Here is an 18,323-nt window from a genome sequence, read left to right as displayed (position 1 = left end):
GCGCGGCCCGACTGCCGGGGAGTCAGCGGGTCGCGGTCGCGGCCACCAGGTCGCGACCCCGGCCGACCAGCGCCATGTGCTCGTCCCAGTGATCCCGCACCCACGCGGAATCATTGTGGGCGCAGTCCATTCCGGCGTTCAGGTGCCCGGTGAGCTCGAAGTTCAGTGAGTCGGCCAGGTCGCGCGCACTGTCCGCGCCGGCCGATTCCAGCCGCGCCGCGGTGGCCCGCACGCGCTCCGCGGTCCACCACAGTCCGCGCCGATGCGCCCGGCGCGCAACGATATTCAAGCAGACCGCCGCGACCGTCACACCGATGATCGTCTCGATGAACCGGTCGCGCATCATCAGCGCCGTCGACCCGTGTGCCGCGCCCGCGCCGCCGGTCAGCAGCGCGGTGGGTGTGATGAACAAGACCGCCACGGCGTAGTTGCCCACGATGAACAGCTCGATCGCGAACATCAAGGCCGCCAGCAGCGCGACCAGCATGTAGCCCGAGGGATTCAGCGCGTACAGCCCGGCGAACAGCACCAGCCCCACCGCCGTCCCCGCGAACCGGTGAATCGCCCTGGCGTGCCCGCGCACTCGATCCGGGCCGTTGGCCAGGATCACCACCGCCGCGATGATGGCCCAATACGGCCGCAGCGACCCGATCGCCACCCCGATGCCGCCCGCCACCCCGCAGGCGGTCACCACCCGCGCCGTCGTGGTCAGCGCGTGCGAATGCGGCGACAGGCCGCGGCGCAGCCGGTAGGCCACGCTCGGCACGGCGGGGCGCTCCCAGCCCGCACCGCGCAGCCGATCCGCCAGCACGCTGGCCGCGGTCACCGCCAGCGCGGAAACCACGCCATAGCAGGCGAACTCGACGATGCGACCGACCGGAGCGCCACCGTGCGCGGCCGCCAGGGCCGCGGAGCAGACCAGGACGAAGAACAGCGCGCCCGGCGGGCCCGAGCGCAGCGCGGTCACCACCCATGCGGCCAGGGCCGCCACCGCCGTCAGCAGGGCGGCCATCACGAGCGGTGCGTGCGCGCGGCCGAGCACGGCGTGGCCGGTCGCGGCGCCCAGCCAGGTGGCCAGCAGCAGCGCGGCCCCCGCGATCGCGACCAGGCTCGTGCGCACCCGAATCGGCCGGCCGTCCCCGTACAGCACCGCGAACGCTCCGAACGTCGCGAACAACGCCTCGTGCGGATGTCCCGCGGCCACCGCGAGGGCCGCCGGGATCCCGAACGCCGCCGCCGACTTCAGCCCGGACTCGGCCCGGCTCCACAGCGCGGGCCTGGCGAACAGCAGCGACCGCAGCCGCGTCAGCGCGGGCAGCGGGTGGTGGTGTGCGGGTTCGGAGCTCACACCCCATTGGAACACGTGAGCCTTGCTAATAATTTCCGGGCGGGTGGCGGCTCATACGGCACGGGGCCGGATCTCGGTGAGAGATCCGGCCCCGCAACGGGTTTCGACCGTCAGGCGGTCGGCGCGAGCGCCTCGTTGACGATCTCGGCCTGCTCCACGGCGTGCACCTTCGACGAACCCGAGGACGGGGCCGACATGGCACGACGCGAGATGCGGCGCAGCTTGCCGAAACGAGCCGGCAGGATCTCCGGGAGGTTGAGGCCGAAGAAGGGCCAGGCGCCCTGGTTGGCCGGTTCCTCCTGGACCCACGCCAGATCGGTGGCGTTGGGGTACTGCTCCAGGGCCTCGTTGAGGCGGAACTTCGGGATCGGGTACAGCTGCTCGACGCGCACGATGGCCACGTCCTCGCGGTTGTTCTTGTTCTTCTCCGCCACCAGCTCGTAGTAGATCTTGCCGGAGGTGAGCAGCACCCGCTTGACCTTGGACCGGTCCCCGTTGCCCGACTCGTAGGTGGGCTCCTCGAGCACGGTGCGGAACTTGTTGTCGGTGAAGTCCTCGACCTCGGACACGACAGCCTTGTTGCGCAGCATGGACTTCGGGGTGAAGACCACCAGCGGGCGGCGGATGCCGTCCAGGGCGTGGCGGCGCAGCAGGTGGAAGTAGTTCGACGGGGTGGACGGAACCGCCACCGTCATCGAACCCTCGGCACACAGCTGCAGGAAGCGCTCGATACGACCCGAGGTGTGGTCCGGACCCTGACCCTCGTGACCGTGCGGCAGCAGCAGCACGACCTCGGAGAGCTGGCCCCACTTGGCCTCACCGGAGGAGATGAACTCGTCGATGATCGACTGCGCGCCGTTGACGAAGTCACCGAACTGCGCCTCCCACAGCACCAGCGCGTCCGGATTGCCCAGCGAGTAGCCGTATTCGAAACCGACAGCGGCATATTCGCTCAGCGCCGAATCGTGCACCGCGAACCAGCCCGGGTTCTTGGAGCCGATGTTGTGCAGCGGGGTGTACTCGTCACCGGTCTTGCGGTCGATGATCACCGAGTGCCGCTGCGAGAAGGTGCCGCGACGCGAGTCCTGACCGGTCAGGCGCACGGCCTTGCCCTCGTCGATGAGCGTGCCGAAGGCCAGCAGCTCGGCCATGGCCCAGTCGACCTTGCCCTCGTAGGCCATCTCGCGGCGCTTCTCCAGCACCGGTTTGACGCGCGGGTGCACGGTGAAGCCGTCGGGCACGTTCAGGAACGCGTCGCCGATGCGCGCCAGCACCGTCTTGTCCACCGCGGTAATGAGATTCGGCGGCAGCTGCTGCTCTTCCTCGATCGACTCCGAGGCCTCCGGCGGGAACTTCTCCAGCTCGCGCACCTCGTTGAAGATCCGCTCCAGCTGACCCTGGTAGTCGCGCAGGGCGTCTTCGGCTTCCTTCAGCGAGATGTCGCCACGGCCGATCAGCGATTCGGTGTACGCCTTGCGGACCGAACGCTTGGTGTCGATCACGTCGTACATGCCCGGCTGGGTCATCGACGGGTCGTCGCCCTCGTTGTGGCCGCGGCGGCGGTAGCAGATCATGTCGATCACGACGTCGCGCTGGAACTTCTGCCGGTAGTCGACGGCCAGCTTGGCCACCCACACACAGGCTTCCGGATCGTCGCCGTTCACGTGGAAGATCGGCGCACCGATGAACTTCGCGATATCGGTGGAGTATTCGGTGGAGCGCGAGAACTCCGGCGCGGTGGTGAAGCCGATCTGGTTGTTCACCACGATGTGCACGGTGCCGCCGGTGCGGTAGCCGCGCAGGTTCGACAGGTTCAGCGTCTCGGCTACCACGCCCTGGCCGGCGAAGGCCGCGTCACCGTGCAGCATGAGCGGCACGACCGAGAACGACCGCGCTTCTTCGCCCTTGGTGACGATGTCTTCCTTGGTGAGCAGGTCCTGCTTGGCGCGGACCAGACCCTCCAGCACCGGGTCGACGGCCTCGAGGTGCGAGGGGTTGGCGGTCAGCGAGACCTCGATCTCGTTGTCGCCGAACATCTGCAGGTAGGTGCCGCGCGCGCCGAGGTGGTACTTCACGTCGCCGGAGCCGTGGGTGGCCGCCGGGTTCATGTTGCCCTCGAACTCGGTGAAGATCTTCGAGTACGGCTTGCCGACGATATTGGCCAGCACGTTCAGGCGGCCGCGGTGCGGCATGCCGATGACGACCTCGTCGAGCGCGTACTCGGCGCACTGGTCGATGACGGCGTCCATCATCGGGATGACCGACTCCGCGCCCTCGAGCGAGAAGCGCTTCTGGCCAACGTATTTGGTCTGCAGGAAGGTCTCGAACGCCTCGGCCGCGTTGAGCCGGGACATGATGTACTTCTGCTCGGCCACAGTCGGTTTCGCGTGCTTCTGCTCCACGCGTTCCTGAATCCACTTGAGCTGCTCGGGATCCAGGATGTGGGTGTACTCCACACCCACGTGGCGGGCGTAGGCGTCCCGCAGGATCGACAGCACGTCGCGCAGCTTCATGCGCTCCTGGCCGTGGAAGCCCGCGACATTGAACTCGCGGTCGAGATCCCACAGGGTCAGGCCGTGCTGGGTGACGTCCAGATCCGGGTGCGAGCGGAACTTGTCCTTCACCAGCCGCAGCGGATCGGTGTCGGCCATCAGGTGGCCGCGGCTGCGGTAGGCGTTGATCATCTCCTGCACGCGGGTCGACTTGTCGATGCCGCGTTCCTGAATGTCCTTGCGCCAGCGCACCGGCTCGTAGGGGACACCCATGCCGTGGAAGATCTCGTCGTAGAAGGTGTCCGAGATCAGCAGGTTGTGGATGGTGCGCAGGAAGTCGCCGGACTCCGCGCCCTGGATGATGCGGTGATCGTAGGTCGAGGTCAGGGTCATCAGCTTGCCGATGCCCAGCTCGGCCAGCTGACCGTCGCTCATGCCCTGGAACTCGGCCGGGTACTCCATGGCGCCCGCGCCGATGATCGCGCCCTGGCCTGGCATCAGGCGCGGCACCGAATGGTTGGTGCCGATGGTGCCCGGGTTGGTCAGCGAGATGGTGACGCCGAAGAAGTCGTCGTTGGTCAGCTTGCCGTCGCGGGCGCGGCGCACGACATCCTCGTAGGCGCTGTGGAACTGCGCGAACGTCATGGTCTCGGTGTTCTTGATGGCCGCGACCGCGAGCGAACGGTTGCCGTCCTTGCCCTTGAGGTCGATGGCCAGGCCGAGGTTGGTGTGCGCGGGGGTGACCGCGTTGGGCTTCCCGTCGACCTCGGCGAAGTGCCGGTTCATGTTCGGGAACGACTTGATGGCCTGCACGATCGCGTAACCCAGCAGATGGGTGAAGGAGATCTTGCCGCCGCGGGTGCGGGCGAGGTGGTTGTTGATGACCAGACGGTTGTCGATCATCAGCTTGGCCGGGATGGCACGCACCGAGGTCGCGGTGGGGATGGCCAGCGACGCCGACATGTTCTTGACGATGGCCGCCGCCGGGCCGCGCAGCACCTTGGACTCGTCCTCGGCGGCCGGCTTCGGGCCGCCGGAGGTCGGGGCCGCGTTGGAGGCGGGAGCGGGGGTGGTCTGGGGGGCTCGAACCTGAGCGGGAGCCGGGGCCGGCGCGGGCGCCGCGGGAGCGGGCGCGGGGGCCGGGGAAGGGGTGGCGGCCGGGGCGCTCGGGGCGGATCCGGAGGCAGCGGGGACTGCGGCGGGAGCCGGAGCGGCGGCGGCGACCGCCTGGCTGTTGTTACCGGATTCGGACGTGTTCTCCGGCGTGTAGTCCGCCAGGAACTCGTGCCAGCTCTCGTCGACCGAGGAGGGGTCTTGCTTGTACTTCTGGTACATCTCGTCGACAAGCCACTGGTTCTGTCCGAACTGGTCTGTTGAGCTGCTCACAGCAGGTGTTCGCCTCATTTCGTTCTTCGCGCTGCGACGTTTGTGACGTGCCCGGCACGGGTAATCGGCGGATGCGCGCCGATGCGCCCCCACTGAGGATATGCCCACCCCCGTTCGCCGTCGGGCATGGCTACCATCGAGCGGACACATTCTCTCGTGACGACTCGTCCTCGCCCGAGAATATTCCTTCCATTGCACTGGCCGCAGCCCACAGGCGGTAGTACGCGCCGCGTGCCGCGAGCAATTGATCATGTGCGCCGATTTCGCTGATCTTTCCGTGTTCCACCACGGCTATCCGGTCGGCCTGCGCGGCCGTGGCGAGCCGGTGCGCGACGATCACCGAGGTCCGCCCGCGTGTCACGGATTCGCTCGCGACCAGCACCGATGCCTCGGCGGCCGGATCCAGCACCGCGGTCGCCTCGTCCAGCAGCAGCAGATCCGGCTGGACCAGCTGCGCCCGGGCCAGTGCGATGAGCTGGCGTTGCCCGGCCGAGAGGCCGCGCCCGCGTTCCCCGACCGGTTGCCGCATGCCGTGCGGCAGCGCCCGGATGGTGGCCAGCGCACCGACGGCTGCGGCCGCCGCGTCGATCTCTTCCGGGTCGGCGAATGGTTTGCCAAACGCAATGTTGCTGGCGATGTCGCCGGTGAACAAGTGAGCTTCTTGCGGCACCACGCCGAGCCGGGAACGGAACTCGGTGAGGCGGTAGTCGCGCACGTCGACGCCGTCGACGCGAATGGCGCCGGAGTTTTCGTGATTTCTGTCACCCGACAGGGATTCTCGGGGCATGTCGTACAGGCGAGCCAACAGTTTCACGATGGTGGACTTCCCGGCTCCGGTCTCCCCAACCAACGCCAGGCTGCCGCCCGCCGGAATGCTCAGGCTGACCCCGTCGAGGGCGGGCCGGCTCGCACCCGGGTACTGGAAGCGGACGTCCTCGAACACCACCTCGCCACGCAGCCGCCCCGTGAGGGTGACCGCGTCGGCCGGATCGGGGGAGATGGAGGAGGGGGTGCGCAGCAGTTCGCCGATGCGCCGCAACCCGACTCGCGCCTGCTGATAGCCGTCGAACAGCTGCGACAGCTGCATGATCGGGCCGAACAGCAGCTGCAGGTACAGCACGAACGCCACCAGCGTGCCCGGCGTCGTCGAGCCGTGCGCCACCGCCCACGCGCCGGTGAACACCACCGTGGCCAGCGCCAGATCCGCCCACATGCCGACGAAGGCGAAGAAGGTGGCGATGGCCCGCTGCGCCCGCATGCGGCTGACCCGGAAATCGTTCGAGTAACCGGCGAACCGGCGCGCGGCCGCCGCCTCGTGCCGATTGGCCTGCACCACACGCAAACCCGAGACGTTCTCGGCGAAATCGGCGTTGACGGTGGCCGAATGCTCGCGCGCGGCACTGTAGGCGGCATCGGACACCTTGCGGAACCACCAGGTGGCCAGCAGCAGCGGCGGCAGCGTCACGAACACGATGGCCGCCAGTTGCAGGTCGATGACCATGAGCGCCACCACGATTCCGGCCACCGTCAGCAGCGCGACCAGCGCGTCGGGCAGACCGGTCTGCATGAAGGTGGACAGGGCGTCGATGTCGGTGGTCATCCGGGTCATGATGCGGCCGGACAGTTCTCGCTCGTAGAAGTCGAGGCCGAGCCGCTGCAGATGCGCGTAACTGCGCACGCGCAATCCGAACAGCACGCGCTCCCCGGCGCGATTGCTCCACAGCAGCGAGGTCGCGGCCACGGTCCAACCGAGCAGGACCAGCACCACACCGATCACGGTGGCGGTGACCAGGGCGCCGGAGTCGTGCTTCCCGACCCCCGAATCGACCGCGTACCGGACGATGGACGGGAACCCCACGCCCACAACCGCATTCAGCGCTAGCAGCACCATAGTGCCCGCGACCAGCCACTTCACCAGCCGCAACGCATGCCGCAACCGGAATCCAGGATCGGGCTCCCGCAATTCGGCCGCATCGAGCCCCGGCCTCTCACTCGCCGGCGGCAACTTCCCCAGCACCCGCCGAACTTCCTCCGGCGTATCCCGATCCGCCCCCGCGTCCCCCGCCATTCCAGCGCTCGTTCCCCTCGTCATTCCGGCGTGCTTTTGGCCGGAATCCACACCCGCCGCCTCGTTCCCGGCCACAAGCGCCTCGGCATGACTGGACGCGGTGCCCGCCTCGGGCGCGGGGAGGCGGATGACCCGGTCGGCGTGGGCCAGCGTCGATTCCCGGTGGGCGAGGATGAGTGTCGTGCGGCCGGAGTCGGTGGGCAGGGACGCGAAGATCGCGGCCTCGGTGACGGCGTCCACGGCGGAGGTGGCGTCGTCGAGGACGAGAATGCGGGGATCGGCGAGCAGGGCGCGAGCCAGGGCGATGCGCTGGCGCTGACCGCCGGACAGGGTCAGCCCGCGTTCGCCGACCACGGTGTCGTAGCCGTCGGGCAGCGCGTTGATGAATTCGTCCGCCGCGGCCTGTTTGGCCGCCGCCTGGATCTCCGCCTCGCTGGCCTCGGGGCGCCCCAGCGCGATATTCGCGGCGATGGTGTCGGAGAGCAGGAAGGCTTCGTCGAAGACGACCGCGACCGCCGCGCGCAGGTCGGCCGCCCGCAGCTCGGCGATATCGGCGCGAGAGTCCTTGCCGTACAGGTTGATCCGGCCCGCATCGGGGGAGTAGAAGCGCGGCAGCAGCAGGCTCAACGTGGACTTGCCGGACCCCGCGGGCCCGATGACGGCGACCGTCTCCCCGGGCGCGATGGTCAGCGAGAAGTCGCGCAGCACCGCCCGTTCCGGCTCGAACCCGAACGACAGGTCCTCGATGTCGATGCCCAGCGGCCCACTCGGCAGCTCGACCGGATGCTCGGGGTCGATGCGCTCGGGCGCGCTGTCGATCACCTGGTGCACGCGGTCGGCGGCCGCGCGGGTCAGCTGAGCCATCACCACCACGTACGACACGATGCGCGTCGAATTGGTCATGGTGGACACGTAGGCGACGAAGGCCAGGAAGGTGCCCAGCCCGATGCTGCCGTGGAAGGCCAGCAGCCCGCCGACCGCGATCACCGCGACCAGCCCGGCCTGCGGAATCGAGGCCAGGGTGGGGCTGAAGCGGGCGTCGATGCGGGCCGCGCGCATGCGTTCGGCGTACAGCGCGCGGCCGTGCGTCTCGAGCACGTCGACCATGCGGGCCTCCTGCCCGAAGCCCTTCACCACGCGCACGCCGGTGACCGTCTCCTCGACGTGCTGGGCGAGATCCGCGGCCCGCTGCTGCGCCGACCAGGTGGCCGCGTACAGCCGCGGCCGCACCCGGTAGACGACCAGCGCCAGCACCGGCACCACCAGCAGCGCGGCCAGCGCCAAAGGCGGCGAGAGCCACAGCATCACGCCCGCGGCGAGCACGAATTGCAGCGCCGCCACCGCCGACCAGGGGCCCATGGCCAGCAGTCCCTGGACGAGGGTGAGGTCGCTGATGGATCGCGAGATGACCTGTCCGGTGCGCAATTCGTCCTGCCCGGGACCGTCCAGGCGTTGCAGCGCGCCCAGCAGATCGATGCGCAGTTCGTGCTGGACGTCCAGCGCCAACCGCCCGGCCAGCATGCGGCGGCCGAAGGAGGCCAGGAACCGGCCGAGCGCGAGAACGCCCAGCGCCCCGGCCATGGCCGCGATGATCCCGGTATTGCCGGCGGTCGCGCCGTCGAGGGCGTGCTTGGCCAGCAGCGGCCCGGTCACCTCCACGGTCGCGCCCAGCGCGATCGCCAGCCCCAATCCGGTCAGCAGCCAGGGATGCCGCGTACATCGCTGCCACAGCCGCCGCAGCCACCCGTCCCGGTTCACATCCATCGATCTCATTCCGGACAACACAATCCCCCCGCCGTCGACTTTTGTTCCCACCCGAGCCTTTCCAGTGTGCCCGCAGGGTGCGACAACGTCCCGTGCGCCGGGTGGCGGTCCCGCGCGCCCGAACGCGGTCTTGCGTGTCGGAGCGCGGTCTTGTGCGGCGGTCGCGGGCATGGTCGGCTGGAGGGATGCCGATCCAGCGTCTCAATCACGCCGTCCTGTTCGTCTCCGACGTGGAGCGCTCCGCCGCCTTCTATGCCGACGTGCTCGGCTTCCGGCGGTTGCAGGGTTTCCCGGGCGCGGTGTTCCTGCAGGCGGAAGGTTCGGCCAACGATCACGATCTGGGGCTGTTCCAGTCGCCGGACCCGTCGGTCGCGCACCGCACCGGCCGGGTCGGGCTCTATCACCTGGCCTGGGAGGTGGACACATTGCGCGAATTGCAGCGGGTCCGTGACGCGTTGGAGGCGGCGGGCGCGCTGCGCGGCGCGTCGGATCACGCCTCCACCAAGGCGCTCTACGCCGCCGACCCGGACGGCATCGAATTCGAGGTCTGCTGGCTGGTTCCCGACGCCGCGGTCGAGGCGGAGCTCTCGGCCATGACCGCGCCGAGCGTGCCGTTGGACCTGCCGGGCCTCATCGCGAAGTACGGCGCGGACACGCCGGGCGGTCCGCGCACCGATCACGAGGTGTGGCGACGCGTGTTCGCCGACCGCCCCTGATCAGAGGTCGCGGCGGGTGAACAGCCACCAGGCGCCCGCACCCGCCGCGGCGCTCCACAGCACCATCAGCACCATGGCCGCCGGCGTCGGCGCGATGAGCGCGCTCTTGGCGTAGCGTCCGCCGCTGATCGCCCCGACCGTCGAGGACACCGGCAGAATGGCGGCCAGCCCGCCGAATCCGATGGCGCGCAAGGTGATCCACAGCAGCGGCTCCAGCACCGCCCAGCCCAGCACGGCCGCCAGCACCCGGGTCGGCGAGCGCAGCGCGAAACCCAGCGCCGTGCCGATCACCGCCCAGCACACCGCGGCCAGCGCCACCCCGATCAGCACGCCGAAGAACCCGCCGTCCATGGGGACGCGCGAGCCGCCGGTCAGTCGCATGGCGGCGCCGCCGAGAATCTCCATCGCCACCACCGTGGCGAGCGAGAAACCGCCCGCCACCGCCAGTTTCGAGCCGAGCAGCAGGGTGCGGTCGGAGGTGTACAGCGTGCTGATCGCCAGCGATCCGGTGTGGAATTCGGTGGCCGAGCCGAGCGCGCCGAACACGGCCGCGGCCGCCACCGTCAGCACCAGCACCCACAGGGTCAGCAGTGCGGCCCAACCGGATCCGGAGCTGAAACCTTGCCCGTGCGCTCCGCCCGGCTGGAACCCGGCGCCCAGCGCCACGAACGCGAGCACCCCGGCCACCACGACCCCGCCGCCGATCAGCCAGTTGGTCCGCACCGAAGTCACCTTGCGCACTTCGGAATTGGCGGCCCGCGCCACCAGCGGCGGCACCGTGAGGTTCATGCAGCGTCCTTTCGTACGGGGAGCCGGGCGTGGTGCGGGGAGCTCACCGGTAGGTCCCGTACACCGCCGAGGTCGAATACGCCGGGGCGGGGGAGCCGGTGTGGGTGAGCGCGGCCAGCACCTGGTCGGGATGGATGTGCTCGGGGGTGATCTCGGTGAGCTGGACGCGCGCCGCGGCCGCCGCCGATTCCAGTTGCGTCAGTGAGGCTTCCGCGATGGCGAGCCGCCCGTCGGGCCGCATGACCGCGTCGGTGAAGCCCTGCGCGGCCAGGGTGGTGGCCAGCGCGATGGGGCTGGAGGCCTTGACCAGCAGGCGATCCGGATGGCTGCGTCGCAGCCGCGCCGGACTGCCCTGGTAGGCGATCTTGCCGCGGTCCAGCACGATCAGCTCGTCGGCCACGGGCAGCACGGTGCTCAGCGTGCGCGAGGTGAGCAGCACGGTGCCGCCCCGGCGGGCGTGGCCGCGCAGAAAGTCGTTGAGCCAGGCGGTTTCCCGCACGTCGAGCCCGTCGACCGGATCGTCGAGCACCAGCAGCGGCGGATCGCCGAGCAGGGCGACCGCCAGCGCCAGCCGCGTGCGCATCCCCTCCGACAGGGCTCCGACCCGCTGGTCGGCGACCTCGGTGAGCCGGACCAGCGTCAGCAGCTCCTGCGCGCGTTCGTCGGAAACGCCTGCGGCGGCGGCGAATACGCCCAGCTGGGCGTGCACCCGGCGGGCGGGATGCAGGCCGCGCGGGGTGAGCATGGCGCCCACCACCTGCCGTCCGGCCCGCGCACCCGAACCCGGCCCGCCCACGTTCGCGGTGCCGGCGCTCGGGGTGAGCAGGCCCAGCAGCATGCGCAGCACGGTGGATTTGCCCGCGCCGTGCGGCCCCACCAGGGCCGCCACCTTGCCCGCGGGCACCACGAAACTCACATCGTCGACGGCGGTGACGGTCTCGAAGGTCTTGGTCAGCGCCCCGGCGGCGAAGGCGAGCGGCCGGGTCACGGCTGCGGGTTCCGGGTCGGGGCTTCCACGGCGGTCAGCGGGTCGGCGTCGATGATCAGCGGCCGCGGCCAGGTCCGCGGCGGCGCGCCGAACGCCTGGCGGGCATTGTCGATGATGCCGTGGCCGAGGGCCCGGTTGCCCAATCCGCCGATGGCCGCGCCGATTCCGGCCGGAATCACCTTGCCGACCATGAGCGCGCTGCGTTTGGCGAGAAACCGCATCAGAAACCGTTTGAGCAGCGTGTCGTTCATGGTGCTGATGCCGGGAACCTTGCCGGCCAGCAGCCCGCCCCAGTTCTTGGCGGAGTGCCCGACGCTCTTCTGCACGATCTCCATGCCGGATTCGCCGAGGACCACGGCCAGCACCAGCGCGCGGCGGCGTTCCTTGTCCTCGGGCGCGATGCCGTGCACGGCCGCCACGGCCAGGGTGAACACCGCCGACGCCTCCAGGAAGAAGGCGGTCTCGGCGCTCATGGCCGCCAGCGAGGCGACGGTGCCGACGCCCGGCACCGCCGCGGTCGCGCCGACCGCGGTGCCCGAACCGGTCACGGTATTGAGGTAGAGCTTCTCGAGGCGCGTGACGATCTGCGCCGGCGATTCACCCGGATGCGCGTCCCGCAGTTTCCCGACGTACTTGGCGACAGCCGGGGCCTGCACCTGCGCCCCGTTGTCGAGCAGCGAGACGACCGTCTTCTCGAGCCCGGTCTTGAACATCGCAAACCCCTTTTCCGTGCGGTTCTCCCACCAAACCTTAATGGCACCCCGACAACGATTCGCGCGATAGACCGGTTCCGGATGGGAGGGTCCCGCGACAGCCAAGATCGGCCTAGGGTGGGGGACGTGGCTGGCGTGTCCGAAGGCGCGTCGGGGGTACCCGATCCGCGACTGCGCGCGTACGTCCTCGGGTACGAGGGCTATTTCTTGCATGGGTTCGCACCGGGGACCCATGTCGGCATGCCGGGTTCGGTGCTGACGGTGATCATCACCATCGACGAGCCGATCGAGATTCCGGTCTCGTCGCAGCCGGGTCAGGCGGCGGGGCGCTGGGACATGCTGGCCAGCGGACTCACTACGCGGCCGGCGGTGGTCGCGCACAACGGGTTCCAGCACGGCGTGCAATTGGGGTTGACGCCGCTGGGGTGCCGGGCGTTGTTCGGGGTGCCGACGGCGGCGCTGGGGTCGTGGATCGTGGATCTGGCCGAGCTGCTCGGTCCGCGGGCCGCCGAATTGCGGGAGCGGCTGTCGCTCGTGCGCTCCTGGCCGCAGCGGTTCGCGGTGATCGACGAGATCCTGCTGCGGCAAGTCTCGCCGGTCGGCTGGGACGCCGAGCTGATGCGGGCCTGGACGCTGCTGTCGGGACCGGATCCGGCGGTGCGGGTGGGCGCGGTGGCCGACGAGATCGGCTGGAGCCGCAGACATCTCGGCAATCGGTTCAGCGCCGAGTTCGGCATCACCCCCAAGGACGCGGCCCGGGTGGCGCGCTTCGAACGCTCGCATCGGCTGCTGCGCGATCCGGCGGGACCGCCGCTGTCGGAGGTCGCCGCCGTCACCGGCTACTACGACCAGGCCCATATGGCCCGGGAGTGGCGGGAGCTGGCGGGCATGCCGCCGTCGGTGTGGCTGGAGCGCGAGGAGTTCCCATTCGTCCAAGACCGACAAACCGCCGACGCGGGAGGCTAGAGCCATGAGCGAAACCACATCCCCAGTACAGACCGGCACCGTGCTGTGGCCGACGCTGGTCTACCGCGACGCCAAGGCCGCGATCGCCTTCCTGGAGCAGGCCTTCGGCTTCGAGACGACCGCCTGCTACGCCGAGGGCGACACCGTGGCGCACGCCGAACTCGCCTGGCCGGGCGGCGGCGCGATCATGCTCGGCGGTGTCCGCGAGGACATGGCCCTGGACTGCCAGCCGCCCGGCGTCGGCTCGGTGTACATCGCGCTCGACGGCGTCGAGGCCCTGTACGAGCGCGCGAAAGCGGCCGGCGCCACCATCACTCGCGAACTGCGCGACGAAACCGATTACGAATCACGGGGTTTCGTCTGCCGCGACCCCGAAGGCGTCTACTGGAGCTTCGGCACCTATCGGGGCGCGGCGGGGGAGTAGGCCCGGTCAGAGCGGGGTGTGCCCGGCGGGCACCCGTTCGGCCTCCAGCGGCGGTGGCGGCGGCGTGCCGTCACCGAAGGGCTTGCCGCCCAAGGCTTCCCGGCCGTGCGGGGTCAGCCAGTTGGCGAGCTCCGGCCCCTGGGGGACGATGCGCGTCGGATTGATGTCGGTGTGCACGATGTAGTAGTGCTGCTTGATCTGCGTGAAGTCCACGGTGTCGCCGAAGCCCGGGGTCTGGAACAGATCGCGGGCGTAGGCCCACAGCACCGGCAGTTCGGTGAGCTTGTCCCGATTGCACTTGAAATGCCCGTGATACACCGGGTCGAAGCGGACCAGGGTGGTGAACAGCCGCACGTCGGCCTCGGTGATGGTGTCCCCCACCAGGTACCGCTGGCCGGCGAGCCGCTCCGAGAGCCAGTCCAGCGCGGTGAACAGCCGATCGTAGGCGGCGTCGTAGGCGGCCTGGTCGCCCGCGAAACCGCACCGGTACACGCCGTTGTTGACCTCGGTGTAGACCCGGCGATTGACCGAATCGATCTCCGCGCGCAGGTCTTCCGGATACAGCCGCGGCGCGCCGGGGCGATGGAATTCGGCCCACTCGGTGGAGAAGTCGAGGGTGATCTGCGCGTAGTCGTTGGTCACCACCGCGCCGGTGCGCTCGTCCACCACGGCCGGCACGGTGATGCCGCGCGGATAGTCCGGGAACCGCTTCAGGTACGCGTCCCGCAGAAAGTGAATGCCCAGCACCGGATCCACCTCGCCGGGATCCGGATCGAAGGTCCAGCTGCGCTTGTCATGGGTGGGCCCGCACAACCCCAGCGACAGCGCCGACTCCAGCCCCAGCAGCCGCCGCACGATCAACGTCCGATTCGCCCACGGGCACGCCCGCGCGGCGACGAGCCGATAACGTCCCGCCTCGACCGGGAACCCGTCCCGCCCGTCCGCGGTGATTCGCGTTTCGATGTAGTTGGTGTCCCGCTTGAACTCGCCGGCTTCGACATAGGAGCCGGACTCGGATTTCGACGTGGTCACCCCCTCAGGCTAGTTGCCTCGGCGAAATTTCCGCCTGCCCTCTGTCCTCGAAGTAAGCAGCCGCATACATTCGGGGCATGACTGACTCGAAGGCCACTCGGCTGGAACGCATCGTCACCGCGGGCGGGGCGGACGCGGCGATCCTGTCCATCGACCATCCGCCCCTGAATCTGTTCGACAAGGCGCTGCTGGACGCGCTGGCGGCGGATCTGGAAGAGCTGTCGGCCGATCCGCCGCGGGCGCTGCTGGTGCGGGCCGAGGGCAAGCTGGTCTCGGGCGGCGTCGATGTGCACGTGTTCGAGGGCCTGTCGGTGGACGAGGGCGCGCAGCTGTGGCGGACGTTGTTCGCGCGCATCATCCATCCGCTCGAGGCGCTGCCCTGCCCGGTGATCTTCGCGGCCCATTCGCTCACCCTGACCGCCGCTTTCGAGATGGCGCTGGCCTGCGACATCATCCTGGCCGCGCCGAAGGCCAAGTTCGGTCTGGTGGAGACCGTGGTCGGCCTGACCCCCTCGATGGGCGGCCCGCAGCGGCTGGCCGAGCGCGCCGGTTCCGGTCGCGCCCGCGAATTCGTCATGACCGCCGACCTCTACGACGCCGCCACCATGGCCGACTGGGGTGTGGTCAATGCCGTGCACGACGATGTCGAGACCGCCGCCCGGGCCCTGCTGACCAAGCTGGCCGACGGCCCGACCCGCGCCCACGCGGCCACCAAGCAGATCATCGAGGCCTGGCGTTCCGGCGGTGTGGCGCACGCGGATTCGGTCACCCCGGAGGTCTCGGGGCAACTTTTCGGCAGCGCGGATCTGCGCGACGCGGTGCGCAGCTTCCTCGAGGTCGGTCCCGGAAAAGCCACGTACACAGGCAAATAGCTCGCAAGCCGAAGACTCGATATGCTCGGTCGCGGTGCGCGGCCGGGTGTGTCGGCGTTTTCCGGGCGTGTCAACGCTCTCACCTGCAGGGGTGGCTGGTTGGGGGGCTAGCGCGACCGCTCGATAGGCAATCGTGTTCCACGGGTGCGGCGAGCACTTCAAATCCGACGTTTCCGCAGGCTCTCCAGGGGGAAGGGCAGGTTCGCCTGGCGCTGGTCTGTTTCCATCGGGTCAAACCCTGACATCCGTTTGCCGACAATCCGCCCATCGCTGTGATCTGCGCCATATAGTTCTCATGCCTGGCAGGGCAGACGAGGCACTCGGAGGGACGATGTCGCAGTTACTCGTGGAATACCCGCACTCGCGAAACGGCTGGTGCGACAACCCGCTTGCGCGCGCCGCGGATGGCATCCTGCGCTACGGCAATCTCACGCCGGCGCTCACCGAACTACTCGATGTGCAGGTCCACACCTTCGCCGGCCGCGAGGCCGTGGTCGAGATCGGCGGCCCCCGGCTCACCTACCGCGAACTCTGGTACTCGGCCTCCCGCATCGCGGGCGGGCTGCAGGAGCACGGCATCGGCTACGGCGATCGGGTGGCGGTGCGCATGCCGGTCGGCGCGCGCTGGGTGCAGGCGTTCCTGGGCGCGCTGCTCTCGGGCGCGGTCCCGGTCCTGGTGCACGACGGCCTCCCCGACGCGGTCGCCGAGCGCGTGATCCGCGACGCCTGCACCGATTTCGTGCTGGACGGCGGCGGCCGGGCGGCCGGCTATCGCGAGGCCCTGCCCGACGGCGCGGCCTTCATCGACGACGGCGCGTCCCTGGGCGAGCTGGCCCTGCTCTGCTACACCACCTTCGGCGCCGGCGCGGGCCCGCGCGGCGTGGAGCTGACCAACGAGAACCTGCTCTCGGCGATCCGTTCCGTGGTAGGCGCGCTCGACCTGCCCACCGACGGCCTGCGCAACCTGGTGCTGCTGCCGCTCGCGCACGCCAGCGGCTGCGTCGACCAGCTGCTGCCGACCTTCGCCGTCGGCGGCACCGTGGTACTCGCCCCCGACCGGTCGGCGATCCCGGAATGCCTTGTCGCCGAACGCATCGACATGGTCGCCGCCACCCCGCGCATCTTCGCCGGACTGCTGCCCGACCTGGACGGCCTGCGCGTGGATCAGGTCCGCCAGGTCTGCAGCGCCGGACATCGCGCCGAGCTGGCCGCCGTGAATCCGGCTGCCTCCGAAGAGGTTTCGGTGACGCTGCGCGACGTGTTCCCGGAGGCCCGGCAGTGGTCGGTGTGGGGCGCCACCGAGACCTCCGGCATCGGCCTGGCCCGCGACGACACCGCCTGGTTCGACGGCGCCGACCCGGGCCGCGATGTGCTCGGATTCGCCTTCGGCGGAACCGAACTCGCGCTGTTCGGCCCGCGCGCGGACGCCGGTCACGGCGAATTGCTGTGCCGCGGGCCGAATGTCACCCCGCGCTACTGGAACGATCCGCAGACCACCGAGTCCCGCTTCACCGGTTCCTGGTTCCACACCGGGCACCAGGTCGACATCGACGGCGACGGTCTCGTCCGCCAGGCCCTGGCGGACTGACCCGCGCGAGTGTGGCGGCCGGTCAGGCGCGAGTGTCGCGGCCGGTCAGTTCAGCAGCCGCGCCCGCAGCGCCTCGCGCACGTCCGGGGTGATGCCGATCTCGGCGAGATACCCCTCGAGCCCGCCGTACATGTCGTGCATGGAGGCGGTGGCCGACTCCAGGTACTCGGGCTTGACCCCGAGCAGGTCGTCGGACAGCTCCTCGTTGGTCTCCGCGGTCATGAACGAGCGCAGCGTCGGCACGGCGTCATTGCTGAGCAGGTAGTCGGCGTAGATGTCCTCCTCGGTGACGTCGACCGCGCGCAGCAGGGTGGCCACCGCCCAGCCGGTGCGGTCCTTGCCGGCGGCGCAGTGCACCAGCGCGGTTCCGGCCAGCGCCGAATCGGCCAGCGCCTTGATGGCGAGGTGCGCCTCGGGCAGGGCCGGGAACAGCCGGTAGACCTCGAGCATGTGCGAGTGGGCGGTGGAGTGGCGGCGCGCCTCGTGCGGCGGGGCCTCGCCCATGCGCGAATCGAAGGGGGTGACCTTGAGGCGAACCCCGTCCGGCACCACGTCATGGCCGATGTAGTCGATCTCGGCGAGCCCGCGCAGGTCGTGCACATCGGTGACGCCGAGTGCGCTCAAGGTCGCCAGTCCGTCCGCGTCGAGACGGCTGAGCTGCGCCGACCGCAGCAGCACGCCTTCCCGGACGGTCCGGCCGTCTGCGGTGCGGGCACCGCCGAGGTCGCGGAAGTTGAAGGTGCCGGAGATCAGGAATTGGTCGGGGCGCGCAGAAGTCACCCCGTCAGGCTATCGGTGAGCCGGTGGCGCGCCGGTGTCGGCGATGGATCGAACCGGCGAATTGTGCGGCCGCGGCGGCGTCGTAAAGCGGGGTGACGGTGTGGGCTCGCGCACACATGCTGGGTTTCGCTGGAGAAGCGTCCGTAATATACCGAATGGTCCTATCAATGGCTTAACCAGGCGATCGTGCAATTTGATCATTCCCATCGGATCGCGGGCCTGTTCCAATTAGGTAACAAAACATTCTTCAGGTACGAAACTGGCTATCAAAGCTGGTTGTCGGGCCAGAAAACGACGTAACATCGATACCCGTTGAACGGGTACGCCGGTGTACTGACCGGAGATCAGTGCCGATCTGCCCACCCGTTGAGCGAACTGCGCAGGCATCATGGCCGCA

The 18,323-nt window shown here is 69.6% G+C and carries 13 protein-coding genes; 5 read left to right on the top strand and 8 right to left on the bottom strand.

Going from position 1 to position 18,323, the window contains the following annotated elements; genetic code table 11:
- Window positions 1-22: 22 nt before the first annotated feature.
- From D7D52_RS00985 to D7D52_RS00975, 3 genes are all read right to left on the bottom strand, one after another.
- Window positions 23-1,348: an FUSC family protein gene (locus D7D52_RS00985; RefSeq protein ID WP_162958109.1), complete on the bottom strand. Its 1,326-nt coding sequence runs from the start codon at window positions 1,346-1,348 to the stop codon at window positions 23-25.
- Between the two features lie 110 nt (window positions 1,349-1,458).
- Entirely contained in the window at window positions 1,459-5,244 is a 3,786-nt protein-coding gene (locus D7D52_RS00980) for a multifunctional oxoglutarate decarboxylase/oxoglutarate dehydrogenase thiamine pyrophosphate-binding subunit/dihydrolipoyllysine-residue succinyltransferase subunit (RefSeq protein ID WP_120734634.1), read from the bottom strand.
- A gap of 112 nt (window positions 5,245-5,356) precedes the next feature.
- Complete coding sequence (locus D7D52_RS00975; protein WP_120734633.1) at window positions 5,357-9,058, bottom strand: ABC transporter ATP-binding protein; 3,702 nt, start codon at window positions 9,056-9,058, stop codon at window positions 5,357-5,359.
- Between the two features lie 185 nt (window positions 9,059-9,243).
- On the opposite strand from D7D52_RS00975, the gene D7D52_RS00970 reads away from it, so the two are divergent.
- Entirely contained in the window at window positions 9,244-9,774 is a 531-nt protein-coding gene (locus D7D52_RS00970) for a VOC family protein (RefSeq protein WP_120734632.1), read from the top strand.
- Here the strand turns inward: D7D52_RS00970 and D7D52_RS00965 are convergent, their stop codons facing one another.
- Genes D7D52_RS00965 through D7D52_RS00955 form a run of 3 tightly spaced genes read right to left on the bottom strand, consistent with a single transcriptional unit; the run spans window position 9,775 to window position 12,264 of the window.
- Window positions 9,775-10,563 (bottom strand): hypothetical protein, encoded by a 789-nt coding sequence (locus D7D52_RS00965; protein ID WP_120734631.1) that lies wholly within the window; start codon window positions 10,561-10,563, stop codon window positions 9,775-9,777.
- Between the two features lie 43 nt (window positions 10,564-10,606).
- Window positions 10,607-11,551 carry an ABC transporter ATP-binding protein gene (locus D7D52_RS00960; protein ID WP_120734630.1) on the bottom strand — a complete coding sequence of 315 codons (945 nt, stop codon included), beginning with the start codon at window positions 11,549-11,551 and terminating at the stop codon, window positions 10,607-10,609.
- A complete protein-coding gene (locus tag D7D52_RS00955; protein ID WP_120734629.1) occupies window positions 11,548-12,264 on the bottom strand; it encodes a hypothetical protein in 717 nt (238 codons plus the stop codon). The genes D7D52_RS00960 and D7D52_RS00955 overlap by 4 nt, the downstream gene beginning before the upstream one ends.
- An 81-nt stretch (window positions 12,265-12,345) precedes the next feature.
- Here D7D52_RS00955 and D7D52_RS00950 point away from each other — a divergent pair, with 81 nt between their 5' ends.
- Both D7D52_RS00950 and D7D52_RS00945 read left to right on the top strand, forming a co-directional pair.
- Window positions 12,346-13,230: an AraC family transcriptional regulator gene (locus D7D52_RS00950; protein WP_187703090.1), complete on the top strand. Its 885-nt coding sequence runs from the start codon at window positions 12,346-12,348 to the stop codon at window positions 13,228-13,230.
- Between the two features lie 4 nt (window positions 13,231-13,234).
- Window positions 13,235-13,654, top strand: coding sequence for a VOC family protein (locus D7D52_RS00945; protein ID WP_120734627.1), 420 nt, complete (start codon window positions 13,235-13,237; stop codon window positions 13,652-13,654).
- Between the two features lie 6 nt (window positions 13,655-13,660).
- Here D7D52_RS00945 and D7D52_RS00940 read toward each other — a convergent pair whose 3' ends face one another.
- Entirely contained in the window at window positions 13,661-14,686 is a 1,026-nt protein-coding gene (locus D7D52_RS00940; RefSeq protein ID WP_120734626.1) for a glutathione S-transferase family protein, read from the bottom strand.
- Between the two features lie 77 nt (window positions 14,687-14,763).
- On the opposite strand from D7D52_RS00940, the gene D7D52_RS00935 reads away from it, so the two are divergent.
- Entirely contained in the window at window positions 14,764-15,558 is a 795-nt protein-coding gene (locus tag D7D52_RS00935) for an enoyl-CoA hydratase/isomerase family protein (protein ID WP_120734625.1), read from the top strand.
- 331 nt (window positions 15,559-15,889) lie between these two features.
- The gene (locus tag D7D52_RS00930) at window positions 15,890-17,146 is read left to right on the top strand and encodes a class I adenylate-forming enzyme family protein (RefSeq protein ID WP_120734624.1); all 1,257 of its coding nucleotides are present in this window, start codon (window positions 15,890-15,892) and stop codon (window positions 17,144-17,146) included.
- Window positions 17,147-17,191: 45 nt separating this feature from the next.
- Here the strand turns inward: D7D52_RS00930 and D7D52_RS00925 are convergent, their stop codons facing one another.
- A complete protein-coding gene (locus D7D52_RS00925) occupies window positions 17,192-17,926 on the bottom strand; it encodes a tyrosine-protein phosphatase (RefSeq protein ID WP_120734623.1) in 735 nt (244 codons plus the stop codon).
- Window positions 17,927-18,323: the final 397 nt, after the last annotated feature.

This window comes from Nocardia yunnanensis (genome assembly GCF_003626895.1).
Lineage (GTDB): Bacteria > Actinomycetota > Actinomycetes > Mycobacteriales > Mycobacteriaceae > Nocardia > Nocardia yunnanensis.
Note: the sequence above shows the minus strand (reverse complement) of the source record. Positions and strands in the feature narration are given on the sequence as shown.